The organism is Streptomyces sp. LARHCF249 (assembly GCF_052871255.1).
In genome coordinates this window covers 1-15738 of the sequence record NZ_JBIXJQ010000018.1, presented here as the reverse complement: position 1 = coordinate 15738, position 15738 = coordinate 1, and the positions used below count along the sequence as shown (strand labels likewise).

The 15738-nt window shown below is 73.8% G+C and carries 13 protein-coding genes, 2 rRNA genes and 1 pseudogene; 3 read left to right on the top strand and 13 right to left on the bottom strand.

Going from position 1 to position 15738, the window contains the following annotated elements; genetic code table 11:
• Positions 1-91: 91 nt before the first annotated feature.
• Positions 92-1714 carry a PucR family transcriptional regulator gene (locus tag ACIPUC_RS34265; RefSeq protein WP_446594281.1) on the top strand — a complete coding sequence of 541 codons (1623 nt, stop codon included), beginning with the start codon at positions 92-94 and terminating at the stop codon, positions 1712-1714.
• A gap of 45 nt (positions 1715-1759) precedes the next feature.
• Here the strand turns inward: ACIPUC_RS34265 and ACIPUC_RS34260 are convergent, their stop codons facing one another.
• The 5 genes from ACIPUC_RS34260 to ACIPUC_RS34240 form a co-directional block, all read right to left on the bottom strand.
• Positions 1760-2884 carry a glycosyltransferase family 4 protein gene (locus tag ACIPUC_RS34260; protein WP_446594280.1) on the bottom strand — a complete coding sequence of 375 codons (1125 nt, stop codon included), beginning with the start codon at positions 2882-2884 and terminating at the stop codon, positions 1760-1762.
• Between the two features lie 143 nt (positions 2885-3027).
• Positions 3028-4761, bottom strand: coding sequence for a DNA repair protein RecN (recN, locus tag ACIPUC_RS34255; protein WP_446594372.1), 1734 nt, complete (start codon positions 4759-4761; stop codon positions 3028-3030).
• A 116-nt stretch (positions 4762-4877) separates the two neighbouring features.
• Complete coding sequence (locus ACIPUC_RS34250; protein ID WP_446594279.1) at positions 4878-5819, bottom strand: NAD kinase; 942 nt, start codon at positions 5817-5819, stop codon at positions 4878-4880.
• Positions 5816-6631, bottom strand: a complete 816-nt coding sequence (locus ACIPUC_RS34245) for a TlyA family RNA methyltransferase (RefSeq protein WP_446594278.1) — start codon at positions 6629-6631, stop codon at positions 5816-5818. Before ACIPUC_RS34245 ends, ACIPUC_RS34250 begins: the two co-directional genes overlap by 4 nt.
• 7 nt (positions 6632-6638) lie before the next feature.
• Positions 6639-6881 (bottom strand): hypothetical protein, encoded by a 243-nt coding sequence (locus ACIPUC_RS34240; protein WP_446594277.1) that lies wholly within the window; start codon positions 6879-6881, stop codon positions 6639-6641.
• Between the two features lie 65 nt (positions 6882-6946).
• Between ACIPUC_RS34240 and ACIPUC_RS34235 the strand changes: the two genes are divergently transcribed.
• Positions 6947-7294 carry an SCP2 sterol-binding domain-containing protein gene (locus ACIPUC_RS34235; protein ID WP_446594276.1) on the top strand — a complete coding sequence of 116 codons (348 nt, stop codon included), beginning with the start codon at positions 6947-6949 and terminating at the stop codon, positions 7292-7294.
• Between the two features lie 122 nt (positions 7295-7416).
• Here ACIPUC_RS34235 and ACIPUC_RS34230 read toward each other — a convergent pair whose 3' ends face one another.
• Genes ACIPUC_RS34230 through ACIPUC_RS34215 form a run of 4 tightly spaced genes read right to left on the bottom strand, consistent with a single transcriptional unit; the run spans position 7417 to position 11422 of the window.
• A complete protein-coding gene (locus tag ACIPUC_RS34230) occupies positions 7417-8244 on the bottom strand; it encodes an ABC transporter ATP-binding protein (RefSeq protein WP_446594275.1) in 828 nt (275 codons plus the stop codon).
• Entirely contained in the window at positions 8241-9287 is a 1047-nt protein-coding gene (locus ACIPUC_RS34225; RefSeq protein ID WP_446594274.1) for a FecCD family ABC transporter permease, read from the bottom strand. Before ACIPUC_RS34225 ends, ACIPUC_RS34230 begins: the two co-directional genes overlap by 4 nt.
• On the bottom strand, positions 9284-10339 hold the full coding sequence (locus ACIPUC_RS34220) for a FecCD family ABC transporter permease (protein WP_446594273.1): 1056 nt from the start codon (positions 10337-10339) through the stop codon (positions 9284-9286). The genes ACIPUC_RS34225 and ACIPUC_RS34220 overlap by 4 nt, the downstream gene beginning before the upstream one ends.
• A gap of 48 nt (positions 10340-10387) precedes the next feature.
• Positions 10388-11422, bottom strand: a complete 1035-nt coding sequence (locus ACIPUC_RS34215) for an HAD-IIA family hydrolase (protein WP_446594272.1) — start codon at positions 11420-11422, stop codon at positions 10388-10390.
• A gap of 96 nt (positions 11423-11518) precedes the next feature.
• Here ACIPUC_RS34215 and ACIPUC_RS34210 point away from each other — a divergent pair, with 96 nt between their 5' ends.
• Positions 11519-12790, top strand: a complete 1272-nt coding sequence (locus ACIPUC_RS34210; RefSeq protein ID WP_446594271.1) for a DUF1015 family protein — start codon at positions 11519-11521, stop codon at positions 12788-12790.
• Positions 12791-12854: 64 nt separating this feature from the next.
• On the opposite strand, the gene ACIPUC_RS34205 is transcribed toward ACIPUC_RS34210, so the two are convergent.
• The 4 genes and pseudogenes from ACIPUC_RS34205 to ACIPUC_RS34190 all read right to left on the bottom strand — a co-directional run.
• Positions 12855-13724 (bottom strand): hypothetical protein, encoded by an 870-nt coding sequence (locus ACIPUC_RS34205; RefSeq protein ID WP_446594371.1) that lies wholly within the window; start codon positions 13722-13724, stop codon positions 12855-12857.
• 369 nt (positions 13725-14093) lie between these two features.
• Positions 14094-15107: pseudogene (locus ACIPUC_RS34200) on the bottom strand (hypothetical protein); the annotation flags it as partial.
• Between the two features lie 312 nt (positions 15108-15419).
• Positions 15420-15536, bottom strand: a 5S ribosomal RNA gene (gene rrf, locus ACIPUC_RS34195).
• 106 nt (positions 15537-15642) lie between these two features.
• Positions 15643-15738: ribosomal RNA gene (locus ACIPUC_RS34190) — 23S ribosomal RNA — on the bottom strand; the annotation flags it as partial.

Sequence of the window (15738 nt, the reverse complement as noted above, 5' to 3'; positions counted from 1 at the left end):
GACGAGTTGTCGGGCCGGATGGGCGGCAGCGCACCACTTGTAACCGGCGGGTGATGTGATCGGAACAGGTCGGCCGGTACCGTCCCGCGATATGGACGATCAAGGCGGGATCACGGTTCAGCGGGCGCTGGAGCTGCCGGGGCTGCGCAGCGGACTGCCGGAGGTGCTGGCCTGCGCCGACCGCCTGGGCCGCACCGTCCGCTGGGTGCACGCGGGCGAGGTGCCGAACATCGCCTCACTGCTCAAGGGCGGCGAACTGCTGCTGACCACGGGTCTCGGCCTCGGCACCCGGCCCGCCGAGCAGCGTGCCTTCGTACGCCGCCTCGCGGACCGGGGGATCGCCGCGCTGGTCGTCGAGCTGGGCCCGCGCTTCACCCGGCTTCCGGCGACGCTCGTGGAGACCGCCCGCACGGCGGGCCTCCCCCTCGTCCAGCTCCACCGGGAGGTGCCCTTCGTCACCGTCACGGAGGAGGTCCACACCGAGATCGTCAACCACCACTACGCGCTGCTCCAGCGGGCCGAGGAGGTCCACCGGCGCTGTACGGAGGCCCTGTTGGGGGGCGGTGGCATCCCGCAGGTGCTGCGGATCCTGGCCGACTTCACGGGCAACCCGGTCTTCCTGGAGACCCCGGACGGGCAGCTGCTGTACGCGGCCGGCAGTTCGGGCGCGGACGCGGGCGCCGACCCGCTCCAGGTGTGGGAGGGCCTGCGGGGCCAGCGCGAGGCCGAACCGTCGGCGAACACGGTGGTGGTCGACGTACCGGGCGGGGGCCACGGCACGGGCACGGTCCGGGCCCGGGTAGTCCTGGTCGGGGTCTCGGCCCCGCTGCAGCCGGTCCACCGGATGGCCGCGGAACGCACGGCGGGGGTCCTGGCCGTCGTCCTCATGCAGGCGCGGCAGGAGGAGGAACTGGCGGCGCGCGGCCGGGGCGACTTCCTGACCGACCTCGCCGAGGGCCGCATCTCGGCCGAGGACGCCCCGGCGCAGGCCCGCGTCCTGGGCTTCAAGCCGGGCGCGGGACCGCTGCTGCCGATCGTGATGCGCCTGTCGTCGGACCTGGGCCCGTCGGGGAACTGGGCGGTCCTGGCCCGCGCGGTGCTGGAGGAGCTGTCGTCGGTCGGGGTCCCGGTGCTGCTGGGGGTCCGCCCGGTGGAGGGCCGGGTGCCCCTGCTGGTGTCGCTGCGCGCGGAGTCGGAGCGTACGGCGGTGGCGGACCGGGTGGCGGCCGCGCTGCGGGCGGGCGTGGAGCGGGCCGGGCTGGACCGCGCCTCCGCCCCGCCGGCGGTGGTCGTCGGCGTCGCGGGCGGCTGGGCGGCGGCCTCGGCGGGGCTGCGGCACGCCGCGGAGACCGCGACGGCGGCCCACGGCCTGCCGGCCCGGCCCTGGTACGACGCCCGCCGGCTGGACATCGACCTCCTCCTCTGGAGGCTGCGCGAACACCCCGACCTGGCGGCCTTCGTGGACCGCGCGATCGGGCCGCTGCGCACCCACGACACCACGTCCCGCCCGCCGCTCCTGCCCACCCTGGAGACGTACCTGGCCCACGCGGGCCGCAAGGCGGAAACGGCCCGCGAGCTCCACCTGAACCGCCAGACGCTGTACAACCGGCTGGCCCGCATCTCGGAACTCCTGGGCACGGACCTGGACGACCCCGAAACGGTGCTCTCCCTCAGCCTGGCCCTGCGCGCCCGCCGCCACACGATTCCTTCCTGACGCCCCGCTCGCACCACCTGCGGGCGGCAGCGGGCGGACCCGGCACTAGCGCCGCCCGCGCTCCGTCAGCTCGTCGTACACCGACAGGACCTGCGCGACCGTGTCGTCCTCGGACGGCCACGTCGCGGCCTGCGCGCGCCCCGCGGCGACCAGTTCGGCCCGGCGCGCCGGATCCGCGAGCAGGCCCGTCACGGCCGTGGCGAGGACGCCCGGGTCCCCGTACGGGACGAGCACCGCCCCCTCCCCCACCAGCTCCGGCACGCCCCCCACCGCCGTCGCCACCAACGGCACCCCCACCCGCAGCGCCTCCTGCGCCAGCAGGGCCCGCTCCTCCCACCGGCTCGGCAGCACCGCCAGGTCCGCCGCCGCCAGCAGGTGCGCCGCGTCCCGCCGACGCCCCAGCAGCCGTACCGGCAGCCCCTCCTCCGTGATCCGCCGGGACAGTTCGGCCCGCAGCGGCCCCTCCCCCGCGATGACCAGCAGCGGCAGGGGTTCCAGCGTCCGCCACGCCCGCGCCGCGTCGAGCAGCACGGAGTACCCGCGGTGCGGCACCAGGCTTCCGACCGCGATCAGCAACGGCCGGTCCACCGCCCCGAGTTCCGCCCGCACCTTCCCCGGATCGGCCCCCGGCGCGGCCGCGGGCACGGCAACCGGTGCCAGCCGCGCGTCCCGCGCACCCCGCAGCCGGGCCCGGTCCACCAGGTCCGAGGAGGCCCCCAGCACCACCGCCGCGGCCCGCGCCACGTGCCGTTCCAGGATCCGGCTCAGCCGCCCGAGCGCGGCACCGGCCGCACCGGCGGCGGCCGGGCCGTCTCCGTGCCAGCTCACGACCAGCGGCACCCGCCGCCCCCGCAGGGCCAGCGCGGCCCGCATCCCGGCCCGCACCCCGTGCGCGTGCACGACGTCGGCCCCGGCGCAGGCGGCCCGCAGCGCGTTCACCGCGTCGGGCGCGAACTGCGCCCCTGCTCCCGTGAAGTCGTACTCGCCCTCCGCCTCGACGGGCGCGCACACCGTGACCCGTACCCCGCGCGCGGCGAGCCCGGTCGTGAGCGACCGTACGTGCGTGCTGCTGCCCGCGCCCGCACCGCCGCCGAGCACTTGGACGGTTCGCAGCGGCGGCCGCCCGTAGGGCTGTGCCGGGACGGGCGGGGAGACCGGGGAGCTGCTCACGGGCCGAAGCTCCAGGGTGAGGGAGTCAGAGACGTCGCCCAGGATGCCAGTCCGCACGCGCGTTCCGGGACCATACGGGTGCGGATCCCGTGAGAGATACCGCAGTACGCCCCCCAGCCTCACCCACACGGGCTAGTGCGCCGTCAACCCCGACCGCTGTCCGCCCGCGCCGCCGCGAGGAGTTCCTCGGCATGCGCCCGCGCCGAGACGGAGTCCTCGTGGCCCGCCAGCATGCGCGACAGCTCGCGCACCCGGTCCTCGCCCTCCAGGATGGTGACACCGCTCCTGGTCACCGATCCGTCGTTGGTCTTCTCGACGAGCAGCTGCCGGTCCGCGAACGCCGCCACCTGCGGCAGGTGGGTGACGACGACCACCTGTGCCGACTTGGCGAGCTTCGCCAGCCGCCGGCCCACCTCGACGGCGGCCTTCCCGCCGACTCCCGCGTCGACCTCGTCGAAGAGGTAGGTGGGCACCGGGTCGGAGCCCGCGAAGACGACCTCCACGGCCAGCATCACCCGGGACAGCTCACCGCCGGAGGCGCCCTTGGCGATCGGCCGCGGCTGGGCCCCGGGGTGCGGGGCCAGCAGCAGTTCCACCTCGTCGGCGCCGGAGGGTCCGCAGGCGACCGGGCGGCCGTCCACGTCCACCCCGTCGGGGTCCTCGGTCTGCCGGATGTCGATGGTCACCCGGGCGTGCGGCATCGCCAGCGAGGCCAGCTCCTCCGTCACGGCCGAGGCGAACCGGGTCGCCGCCTCCACCCGCGCGTCCGTCAGCGCCTGGGCCAGCGCCGACAGTTCGGACCGCAGCCCGTCCCGCTCGGCGGTCAGCTCGGTGATCCGCTCGTCGTCGCCGTCCAGCTCCAGCAGCCGGGCGGCGCCCTGCTCCGCCCACTCCAGCACCGAGTCCACGGTGCCTTCGGAGCCGTACTTGCGGGTCAGCTGGGTCAGGGCCGCCCGCCGCTCCTCCACGGCGGCCAGCCGCAGCGGGTCGGCGTCCAGGTCGTCGGCGTAGCCCGCCAGCTCCCCGGCCACGTCGGCCAGCAGGATGCCCAGTTCACCGATCCGCTCGGCGAGCGCGCCGAGCGCCGGGTCGTGCGACCGTACGGACTCCAGGGCCCGGTGGGCGCCCGCGACGAGCGTGTTGGCGTCGATGCCCTCCGGGTCCTCCGGATTGCCGGCCAGCGCGCCGTGCGCCTGCTGCGCGGCCGAGGCCAGCGATTCGGCGTGCCCGAGCCGCTCGGCCTCCGCCGCCAGCTCGGTGTCCTCGCCGGCGACCGGTTCCACGGCCGCGATCTCGTCCAGGCCGAAGCGCAGCAGGTCGGCCTCCTGGGCCCGTTCCCGGGCCCGGGTGGTGATCTCCTCGAGCTCGGCGGCGACCGCGCGCAGCCTGCGGTAGGCGGAGCCGTACTTCTCCAGCGGGACCGCGACGGCGTCCCCGGCGTACCGGTCGAGCGCCTGGCGCTGGCGCGCGGGCCGCAGCAGGCCCTGCTGGTCGGTCTGCCCGTGTACGGCGACGAGGTCGTCGGCGAGCTCGCCGAGCAGGCCGACGGGCACGGAGCGGCCGCCGACGTGGGCGCGCGAGCGCCCCTCGGCGGACACGGTCCGGCTGATCAGCAGGGCGCCGTCGTCGAGCTCGGCTCCCGCTTCCTCGGCGCGTACGGCGGCGGGCGCGTCCGGGCGCATGACGATGCGGCCCTCGACGACCGCGGCCTTGGCCCCGATCCGCACCAGGGCCGGGTCGGCGCGACCGCCGAGCAGCAGCCCGAGGCTCGTGACGACCATCGTCTTGCCCGCGCCGGTCTCGCCGGTCACCGCGGTGAAACCGGGCGACAGCTCGACCACCGCGTCGTCGATGACCCCGAGCGACCGTATCCGCATCTCCTCAAGCACGGGACGACGATACCGAGGTTTCACCGGTGCCATGTGACCTCACCCGCTCGAAGTTCTCCGAACGGACGTGCTATTTAGAGGGGCGGGCGGGGCCGGGGCCCGGATCAGTGGGGCCTCCCGCGCCACCCCGACACCGGCAGCGCGAACTTCGCGACGAGCCGGTCCGTGAACGAGGCGTGGTGCAGCCGGGCGAGCCGCACCGGCACCTCCCCCCGCCGGACCTCCACGCGGGCCCCGGCCGGCAGCTCCAGCGTCCGCCGCCCGTCGCACCACAGCACCCCGTGCGGGGTACCGCTCTGCACCTCGACCGCCAGCACCGAGTTCGGTGAGGTCACCAGCGGCTTCGCGAACAGCGCGTGCGCGCTGATCGGCACCATGAGCAGCGCCTCCACCTCCGGCCAGACCACCGGCCCGCCCGCGGAGAAGGCGTACGCCGTGGAGCCCGTCGGAGTCGCGCACACGATCCCGTCACAGCCGAAGCCGGTCACCGGACGCCCGTCGATCTCCAGGACCACCTCGAGCATCCGCTCCGGGGACACCTTCTGGACCGCGGCCTCGTTCAGCGCCCAGTCCTGGTGCACGACGTCGCCGTTCGTGCGCACGATCACATCGAGGGTCATCCGCTCCTCGACCTCGTACTCGCGCGTCACCACCCGGTCGACGACCTTGTCCAGGTCGTCGCGCTCCGCCTCGGCGAGGAACCCCACCCGTCCGAGGTTGACGCCGAGCATCGGCACGCCCGAGGCGCGCGCGAACTCCGCGCCGCGCAGCAGGGTCCCGTCGCCGCCCAGCACGATCAGCAGCTCGCAGCCGTCGAGCACCCCCGGGGTGGACTCGGTGACCAGCTCCACCTCGCGCGGCAGCGGCAGGTCCGCCGCCTCGTGCGCGAAGACCCGTACGCCCAGCCCGCAGCGCAGCAGACCCTTCACGACCAGCTCGGCGCTCCGGATGGCCGCCGGCCGGCCGGTGTGCGCGAGCAGGAAGACGGTCCGGCCCGTCGCCGAACCCGACCCTGAACCTGAACCAGAACCCGCTGAATCTGTCACTGCGGCCCCTCCGCCACTGCACGGTCAACATCCGCCGGGTCGAGTGCCGGAGCCCCCGCCCGCAGCCACAGAAAGTACTCGACGTTCCCCGACGGCCCCGGCAGCGGACTGGCGGTCACCCCGAGCACGCCCAGCCCCAGCTTCGCCGCCTGCGCCGCGACGTCGCGCACGGCCTCCGCCCGCAGCTCGGGGCTGCGCACCACACCGCCGCTCCCCAGCCGGTCCTTGCCGACCTCGAACTGCGGCTTGACCATCAGCACCAGGTCCGCGTCCGGCGCGCAGCACCGGACGAGCGCGGGCAGCACCAGCCCGATCGAGATGAAGGACAGGTCACCGACGACCAGGTCGACCGGGACCCCGTCGATCAGCTCCACCGTCAGTTCGCGGACGTTCGTACGGTCCTTGACCGTGACCCGGTCGTCGCTCTGCAGGGACCAGGCGAGCTGTCCGTAGCCGACGTCGACGGCCATCACGTGGGCGACACCCGCCCGCAGCAGCACATCGGTGAAGCCACCGGTCGACGCCCCGGCGTCCAGCGCCCTGCGCCCCTCGACCCGCAGCCCCTGCGGCTGGAACGCCGCGAGCGCGCCCGCGAGCTTGTGTCCGCCGCGCGACACGTAGTCGGGATCGCTGTCGTCCTTGAGGACGACCAGCGCCGCGCTCGTCTCGACCTGGGTGGCGGCCTTGGTCGCGGTGGTACCGCCCACGGTCACCCGGCCCGCGGCGATCAGCTGCGCGGCGTGCTCCCGCGAGCGGGCCATGCTGCGGCGCACCAGTTCGGCGTCCAGGCGGCGGCGTGCCACTCCTGCCACGTTCGGTTCAGCTCCTGTTTTCGTACGGTCCGGGGACGGGCGGTGCGTCCAGCGCGGTCAGCGCCTCGCGCAGCCCCCGGTGGACATCCTCGTACACCGCGAGGTGTCCGTCCGCCGGGAGGTGGTCGGCGTCCGCCAGCCGCGCCAGGTGCGCGTCCACCGCGTCGTGCCCGGTGGGCGTGCGTACGATGCCCAGCGCCACGGGCCCGGCGGCGGTGTCGGCCGTGGGCTCGGCAGCTTCGTCGGTCATGCCCCGACGCTACCCCGAAGCGCCCCGCGACCACGCAACGGCTCTGCGGTACGGTCGTGATCACGATGGCTACGATTCAGGAGTGCCGAGGCGCACTCGACCGACTCTCCGACAACCTCGCCGGCGCGGACGGCGGCGTGCGCGGCGCGGCCGCGCTCGACCGCTCGCTGAGCTGCCACATCACGGACCTGGACCAGACCTTCACGGGCCGCCTCGACGGCGGCCGCATCCGGGTGGAGTCGATCGCCCCGGGCCCGCCCGCGTCGAAGGCCGAGATCCGCCTCGCGATGAGCGGAGACGACCTGGTCGCCCTGGTCGCGGGCGACCTGAAGTTCGCCAAGGCCTGGGCCTCCGGCCGAGTCCGCCTGGAAGCCGGCTTCCGCGACCTCCTCCGCCTCAAGAGCCTGCTCTAGCCGAACCCCCCACAGCCCGGTCCAGCCACAATCCAGCCCCGCCGGCGTTTGAGGGGTGGCGGTCCCCCCGGACGGACCTGGGAAGGGCCCGGGGCGGAGCCCCCGCAACGGCGCCGCACCGACTACCCGGCGAGAGCCCCCGCACGGGACTTCCGCGCCGCCGGAATCACGAGCGGCGTCCCCGTCTCCGGGTCGGAGATGACCTGACACCGCAGCCCGAACACCCGCTCCACCAGCTCGGCGGTGACCACCGCCCCCGGCGGCCCCTCGGCCACGACCTCCCCGCCCCGCATCGCGATCAGATGCGTCGCGTACCGGGCCGCGTGGTTCAGATCGTGCAGCACCGCCACCAGCGTCCGCCCCTGGTTCTCGTGCAGCTCCGCGCACAGGTCGAGCACGTCGATCTGGTGCTGGATGTCCAGATAGGTCGTCGGCTCGTCGAGCAGCAGCAGCGGGGTCTGCTGCGCCAGCGCCATGGCGATCCACACGCGCTGCCGCTGACCGCCCGACAGCTCGTCCACGGCCCGGTCCGCGAGTTCGGCGACCCCGGTCGAGGCCATCGACTCCGCGACGATCCGCTCGTCCTCCGGCGACCACTGCCGCAGCAGGCCCTGGTGCGGGTACCGCCCGCGCGAGACCAGGTCGGCCACCGTGATGCCGTCCGGGGCGATCGAGGACTGCGGGAGCAGTCCCAGGGTCTTGGCGACCTTCTTCGCCGGCATCGACCCGATGGCCTGCCCGTCCAGCAGCACCCGTCCGGCAGACGGCTTCAGCATCCGCGACAGGGCCCGCAGCAGAGTGGACTTGCCGCAGGCGTTGGGGCCGACGATCACCGTGAACGAGTGGTCGGGGATCTCCACCGACAGGTTCTCGGCGATGACCCGCTGGTCGTAGCCGAGCGTCACGTTCTCTGCGGTCAGCCGCTGCACTTCGCCACTCCTGAGGTTCATATACGTCCCGCCTTGCGCTCGGTGACGAGCAGCCAGAGCAGATAGACACCGCCGACGAGCCCGGTCACCACGCCCACCGGCAGCTGGTCGGAGCCGAACGCCCGCTGCGAGGCCCAGTCGGACACCAGCAGCAGCACCGAGCCCATGAGCGCGGCGGTCAGCAGGTTCGCGCCGGGCGAGCGGGTCAGCCGCCGCGCCAGCTGCGGTGCGGCCAGCGCGACGAAGGAGATCGGCCCGGCCGCGGCGCTCGCCGCCGTGGTCAGCAGGATCGCCGCGAGCATCAGCAGCAGCCGCGTGCGTTCCACCCGTACCCCGAGGGCGTACGCGGCGTCGTCGCCCATCTCCATCATCCGAAGGGCCCGGCCCTGCCCGAGGACCACCGGGAAGAGCACCGCACAGACCGCGAGCAGCGGCCACACCTGCGCCCAGTCCCGGCCGGCCAGCGAGCCGGTCAGCCAGACCATCGCCCGGGTGGCCTCGATCATCTGGGCCTTCGTGATCAGGTACTGGATCGCGGCGATCAGCATGGCGGAGGCGCCGATACCGACCAGCACCAGCCGGTATCCATGGATCCCCTGCTTGTAGGCCAGCAGGTACACGGCCAGGCCGGCCAGCAGCCCGCCGAGCAGCGCGCCGACGGCCACCTCGGCGGCGCCGCCCTTGAACAGGATGATCACGACGAGCGCGCCCACCGCCGAGCCGTACCCGAAGCCGAGCAGGTCGGGCGAGCCGAGCGGGTTGCGGGAGACGGACTGGAAGACGGCCCCGGCCATCCCGAGGGCCGCGCCGACCAGCACGGCGACCAGGACCCGCGGCAATCGCAGGTCGTTGACGATGAAGTCGTTGGCGGGGGTGCCGTTGCCCAGCAGGGTCTGTACGACGTCCCCGGGCGCGATCTGGAAGTCGCCGGTGCCGATGAGCAGGACGGCCAGCGCGAGCGCGGCGACGGTGAGCAGCACCCCGGCGGCCAGGGCCCGCCGCTCGACCCGCAGCGAGATCCCGCCGGGGAGGTTCAGCCGGCGGGCTTTGGCGGTCGCGGTCACAGCTGGGCCATCCTCTTGCGCCGGACCAGGTAGATGAAGACGGGGCCGCCGATCAGCGCGGTGACGATGCCGACCTGCAGCTCGGCGGGCCGGGTCACGACCCGGCCGACGACGTCGGCGCCGAGCAGCAGCACGGGGGACAGGACGGCCGAGTACGCGAGCACCCAGCGCATGTCGGGTCCGGTGAACGCCCGCACCAGGTGCGGGATCATCAGCCCGATGAAGACGATGGGCCCGCAGGCGGCGGTGGCCGCACCGCAGAGCAGGGTGATGGCGAGCATCGCGCCGATCCGGGTCCGCGTCAGGTGCGCGCCGAGCGCCCGGGCGGTGTCGTCGCCCATGGCCATCGCGTTGAGCGGCCGGCCCAGCGACAGCGCGAGCACCGCGCCCACCACGAGGAAGGGGGCGACCTGGCGGACGGTGTCCATGTTGGCGGAGGCCAGCGACCCCACCGTCCAGAAGCGCAGCTTGTCCAGCGCCTTGCTGTCCATCAGCTGCACGGCGTTGATGTAGCCGACCAGGGCCGCGCTGGCCGCCGTACCCGCGAGCGCGAGGCGCACCGGAGTGGCGCTGCGGCTGCCGCCGAGTACGTAGACGATGACGGAGACGGCGGCGGCGCCGAGGAAGGCCCACCACACGAACTCGTTCAGGGAGCTCGCGCCCAGGAAGCTGATCGCGGAGACGACGGCGGCCGCGGCCCCGGCGTTGACGCCCAGGATGCCGGGTTCCGCCAGCGGGTTGCGCGTCAGGGCCTGCATGACCGCCCCGGACAGGCCGAGCCCGAGCCCGACCATCAGCCCGAGCAGGGTGCGCGGCACCCGCAGGTCCCGCACCACCACGTCGGAGGGGGTCCCCGAGTAGTGGAACAGGCCGTGCCAGACCTCGTCGAGGGGCATCTGCTTCGCACCGACGGCGATGCTCACCACCGCGATCAGCGCCAGCACCGCGAGGGCGCCCAGCAGACCGGCGGCACGCGCGCCGTGGCGTGAACGGGCAGCGGCGACCGGCGCCGCGCTCTGTTCGGGGGGACTCTCGGGACTCTCGACCAACACGGAGGTTAGGTTAGCCTACCCTGCGCCTGTGCCGATCACCCGAACGGCCTACAACCCCAGCCGGGCCAGGGCCTTCTCGGCATCCAGCGCACAGACCCCGTCCCCCGCCGCCGTCCAGGCCGCCGCGCACAGCGCCCGCAGCCCGTCGACCGGATCCCCGCCCTCGCCGCGCAGTTCCAGTACGCCGTCCAGCGCGACCGCGCTCCACCCCCCGCAGCGGAACCCGGCAGCGTCCGCCGCCACCTCCGGCTGCCCCGTCAGCAGCCCGCGCAGGTCCCGGTCCACGTACGTCGGCCGGTGCCTGGGCTCGGCCCGCACCAACTGCTCCGCGTCCGTCACCCCCGTCAGCACCAGCAGCGAGTCCACCTCACCGTTGAAGGCGCCCTCGATGTCGGTGTCGAGCCGGTCCCCGACCACCAGCGGCCGCTTCGCCCCGGTCCGCAGCACGGTCTCCCGGTGCATCGGGGGCAGCGGCTTGCCCGCCACCTGCGGCTCGGCGCCCGTCGCGATCCGCACGACCTCCACCGCGGCCCCGTTGCCCGGCGCGATCCCGCGCGCCCCCGGAATCGTCAGGTCGGTGTTGGACGCGTACCACGGCACCCCCCGGTTGATCGCGTACGAGGCCTCCGCGAACCGCCCCCACGCCAGATCCGGGCCCCCGTACCCCTGCACGACCGCCGCGAGCCCCTCCTCCTCGGCCGACTCCACCGGCACCAGCCCTCGCTCGCGCAGCGCGACCCGCAGCCCGTCCCCGCCGATCACCAGCACCTTCGACCCCGGCGCCACCTGCTCCGCGATCAGCCGGGCCACCGCCTGCGCCGAGGTGATCACCTCGGCCGGCTCGGTCGGGATGCCCAGCTCCCCCAAGTGCTCGGCGACGGCGTCCGGGGTCCGCAGCGCGTTGTTCGTGACGTACGCGAGGTGCATCCCGTCGGCCCGGGCCGCGGCGAGGGACTCCACCGCGTGCGCGATGGCCTCCCCGCCCGCGTAGACCACTCCGTCGAGGTCCAGCAGAGCCGTGTCGTAAGCCCGGTGGAGGCTCTGCTCGCTCGACGCGGGGCTGGTCCTGCTCTGCCGGGTCATCTGTCCGCTCCTCATACGATTTCCCACGACCGATCTTGTCCGGATCCGCACTCCCCCGATCATCCCGCATCCCGAGACGGGTCTTACCATGCAGCAATGACCACATCTGGTACCGCGGACCGAGGGCTGCGCCTGATCCCGTTCCACGGCCTGCGCTACGTCCCGGAGCGTGTCGGCAGCCTCGCCGCCGTCACTTCACCGCCGTACGACGTGGTCGTGCGCCCCGACGGAGTCGACCACCTCGAATCCGCCGACCCGCACAACATCGTCCGCCTGATCCTTCCGCAGGCCGGCACGCCCGCCGCGCGCAACGAGCAGGCCGCGCGCACCCTGCACGACTGGCTGGCCGAGGGCATCCTCAGCGCCGACCCCGAGCCCGCGCTCTACGTGTACGAACAGCGCCGGGCCGGCCTGCTCCAGCGCGGCATCATCGGCGCCCTCGCCCTGTCCACCGCCGACGCCGGCATCGTCCTGCCCCACGAGGACGTCATGCCCGACGTGGTCACCGACCGGGCCGGCCTGATGCGTGCCACCTCGGCCAATCTGGAACCCCTCCTCCTCACCTACCAGGGCGACGACCCCGGCGGGGCCGCGGCGGCGGTCGTCGAGCGGACCGCACGACGCGCGCCCCTCCTGTCGACCACCACCGAGGACGGCTTCCAGCACCGCCTGTGGGCCATAACGGACCCGGCCGAGCTGGCGGCCGTCACCGCCGACCTCAGCCACCGCCAGGCCCTCATCGCCGACGGCCACCACCGCTGGGCGACGTACCTGCGCCTGCAGGAGGAACACGGATCCCCGACCCCCTGGGACTTCGGCCTGGTCCTCCTCGTGGACACGGTCCGCTACCCGCTCCAGGTCCGCGCCATCCACCGGATGCTGCGCCGCCTCCCGGTCCGGGACGCCCTTGCCGCCCTGCAGGGCCACTTCCGGGTCCGCCCGGTCGAGGGGCCGCTCCCGCTGGCCCTGGAGGCCCTCGCGGACGCCGCGGAACGCGGCAACGCCTTCCTCCTCACCGGAGACGGCAAGTTCCACCTGGTCACGGACCCCGACCTGAACCTCCTCGACCGCACGGTCCGCCGCGACCGCCCCGAGGCCTGGCGCCGGCTGGACGCCACGGTCCTGCACGCGACCCTGCTCGACGCCCTGTGGAACATCCCGGACGCCCCGGACCAGATCACGTACATCCACGACGCCGCGGCCACCATGGAGCTGGCGGAGCGCCACGGGGGCACCGCGGTCCTGCTGCACCCCGTACGGGAGGAAGTCGTACGCGACCTGGCCCGCCAGGGCGTCACCATGCCCCGGAAGTCCACTTCCTTCGGCCCGAAGCCGGCCACCGGCCTGGTGTTGCGCGGACTGGGCTGACGCACCCCGGACATGGCGAAGGGCGGTACCCCGACCGGGGTACCGCCCTTCGTCATGTCACTGCTCAGGCCTTGTCGAGGCCCGCGTCCCGCTCGTCGTCCTCGACCACGACGACCTCGTCGGTGACGTCGAAGTCGGCCTCGGACTCCTCCTGCGGCTCGTACTCCTCGTCGTCCTCGTCGTAGTACTCGGCAACGTCGGAGGCACGCTCGGCCCGGGCGACCTCGGCCGGGTCCTGGTCGTCCTCGACCTCGTCCTCATCCTCGTCCTCGTCGTCCTCGACCAGGTCGTCGGCGAGGTCCACCGAGGCGTCGACGAACTCGACGCCGTCCAGCTCGGCGAGACGGTCCGAGGCGTCGGTGGCCCCGTCCTTGTCCGCCTCGAGGGTCTTGGCGAACCACTCGCGCGCCTCGTCCTCACGGCCGGCCGCCAGCAGGGCGTCGGCGTAGGCGTACCGCAGGCGCGCGGTCCAGGGCTGGACCGAGTTGGAGGCCAGCTCCGGGCTCTGCAGGGTCACGATGGCGGCCTCGAGCTGCCCCTGGTCCCGCCGGGCACCGGCGGCCACCAGCCGCATCTCGACCTGACCGGCCTTGTCCAGCTTCTGCACCTCGGGCTCACCGGCCATGGCCAGCGCCCGCTCCGGGCGGCCGAGGCCGCGCTCGCAGTCGGCCATGACGGGCCACAGCTCGACGGAACCGGTCATGCGCTTGGCAGCGCGGAACTCCGCGAGCGCCTCGCTGTACTTCTGCGTGGCGTACGCGGCGAAGCCGGCGGCCTCGCGGACGGCGGCGACACGGGAGGCCAGTCGCAGGGCGATGCGCGAGTACGCGTACGCCTGCTCGGGGTCCTCGTCGATCAGCCGCGCGACCATGACCAGGTTCTTGGAGACTTCCTCGGCCAGGCCCTTGGGCAGGCTCAGCAGCTCCTGACGCACGTCGGCGTCGATCTCCTGGCCGGTGACGTCCTCGTCGATCGGAAGCCGCTTGACCGGGTCCCGGTCGCGGTCGCCGCGGTAGTCGCGGTCGCCGCCGCGGTCATCGCGACCGCGGTAGCCACCACGGTCACCACCGCGATCGTCACGGCCACCACGGAACCCGCCGCGGTCGCCGCCCCGGTCGTCACGACGGGGGTAGCTGGGACGGTCGCCCCGGTCGCCCCGGTCATCGCGACGCGGGTAGGACGGACGGTCGCCGCCACGGTCGTCACGGCCGCCGCGGAACCCTCCGCGGTCGTCCTCACGACGCGGGTACGAAGGGCGCCCGCCGCGGTCGTCCTCACGGCGCGGGTAGGACGGACGGTCACCCCGGTCGTCACGACGCGGGAAGGACGGACGGTCCCCGCCCCGGTCATCGCGACGCGGGTAAGACGGACGGTCCCCACCACGGTCGTCACGGCCACCGCGGAACCCACCGCGGTCGTCCTCACGACGCGGGTAGGACGGACGGTCACCCCGGTCGTCACGACGCGGGAAGGACGGACGGTCCCCGCCCCGGTCATCGCGACGCGGGTAAGACGGACGGTCGCCACCACGGTCGTCACGACCGCCGCGGAACCCACCGCGGTCGTCCTCACGGCGCGGGAAGGACGGACGGTCACCCCGGTCGTCACGACGGAACGGCGGACGGTCCCCACCACGGTCGTCACGACGCGGGTACGACGGACGGTCGCCACCGCGGTCGTCACGGCGGAAGCCGCCGCCACCGCCCGAGGGACGGTCGCCACGGTCGTCGCGGCGGAACGGGGGACGGTCCCCACCACGGTCGTCACGACGCGGGAAGGACGGACGGTCCCCACCACGGTCGTCACGGCGCGGGAAGCTGGGACGGTCGCCGCCACGGTCGTCACGACCGCCGCGGAACCCACCGCGGTCGTCCTCACGACGCGGGTAGCTCGGCCGGTCGCCACCGCGGTCGTCACGGCGGAAGCCGCCACCGCCACCAGCGGGACGCTCGCCACGGTCATCACGGCGGAACGGGGGACGGTCGCCACCCCGGTCGTCACGACGCGGGAAGCTGGGCCGGTCGCCACCGCGGTCGTCACGGCGGAAGCCGCCGCCACCGCCACCGGCGGGACGCTCGCCACGGTCATCACGGCGGAACGGGGGACGGTCCCCGCCCCGGTCGTCACGACGCGGGAAGCTGGGCCGGTCGCCACCACGGTCGTCACGGCGGAAGCCGCCGCCACCGCCACCGGCGGGACGGTCGCCACGGTCATCACGGCGCGGGTACGACGGGCGGTCGCCGCCACGGTCGTCACGGCGGAAGCCGCCACCAGCGCCGCCACCACCGGCGGGACGACCGCCGCGGTCGTCGCGCCGGAAGCCGCCACCAGCACCGCCGCCGCCGGCCGGGCGGCCGCCGCGGTCGTCACGACGGAACGGGGGACGGTCGCCGCCACGGTCGTCACGGCCCCCGCGGTAGCCGCCCCTGTCACCGCCGTCGTTGCGCCGAGGCTCGCGCTCCGGACGATCGTCGGGAGAGTTGGACATGGGTGTGACTCCTGTCTTCGGGGTACCGCTAGTCATTCTCGCGCAACCAACCCATGGCCGCGCTTCGGCGTAAAGAGATACAAAACAAAAAGGACCCTTGGTCCAGCGTTGAACGCTGGACCAAGGGTCCTTTGAAAGATTGTTCGGCGGCGTCCTACTCTCCCACAGGGTCCCCCCTGCAGTACCATCGGCGCTGAAAGGCTTAGCTTCCGGGTTCGGAATGTAACCGGGCGTTTCCCTAACGCTATGACCACCGAAACCCTATCGGTTTCGAGCGAACAAGCACACTTTGTAGTTATGTTCTAGCTCTAGAAACCAGCAACTGTTCGTTGCTTCAGAACTAACACAGTGGACGCGAGCAACTGAGGACAAGCCCTCGGCCTATTAGTACCAGTCAGCTTCACCCGTTACCGGGCTTCCACATCTGGCCTATCAACCCAGTCGTCTACTGGGAGCCTTA

Excerpts from the sequence above, each read along its gene's own strand:
- ACIPUC_RS34215 (WP_446594272.1), bottom strand. The coding sequence starts at position 11,422 with ATGACCCGGCAGAGCAGGACCAGCCCCGCGTCGAGCGAGCAGAGCCTC.
- ACIPUC_RS34265 (WP_446594281.1), top strand. The coding sequence starts at position 92 with ATGGACGATCAAGGCGGGATCACGGTTCAGCGGGCGCTGGAGCTGCCG.
- ACIPUC_RS34230 (WP_446594275.1), bottom strand. The coding sequence starts at position 8,244 with ATGAACCTCAGGAGTGGCGAAGTGCAGCGGCTGACCGCAGAGAACGTG.
- ACIPUC_RS34240 (WP_446594277.1), bottom strand. The coding sequence starts at position 6,881 with ATGACCGACGAAGCTGCCGAGCCCACGGCCGACACCGCCGCCGGGCCC.
- ACIPUC_RS34210 (WP_446594271.1), top strand. The coding sequence starts at position 11,519 with ATGACCACATCTGGTACCGCGGACCGAGGGCTGCGCCTGATCCCGTTC.
- recN (WP_446594372.1), bottom strand. The coding sequence starts at position 4,761 with ATGCGGATACGGTCGCTCGGGGTCATCGACGACGCGGTGGTCGAGCTG.
- ACIPUC_RS34235 (WP_446594276.1), top strand. The coding sequence starts at position 6,947 with ATGGCTACGATTCAGGAGTGCCGAGGCGCACTCGACCGACTCTCCGAC.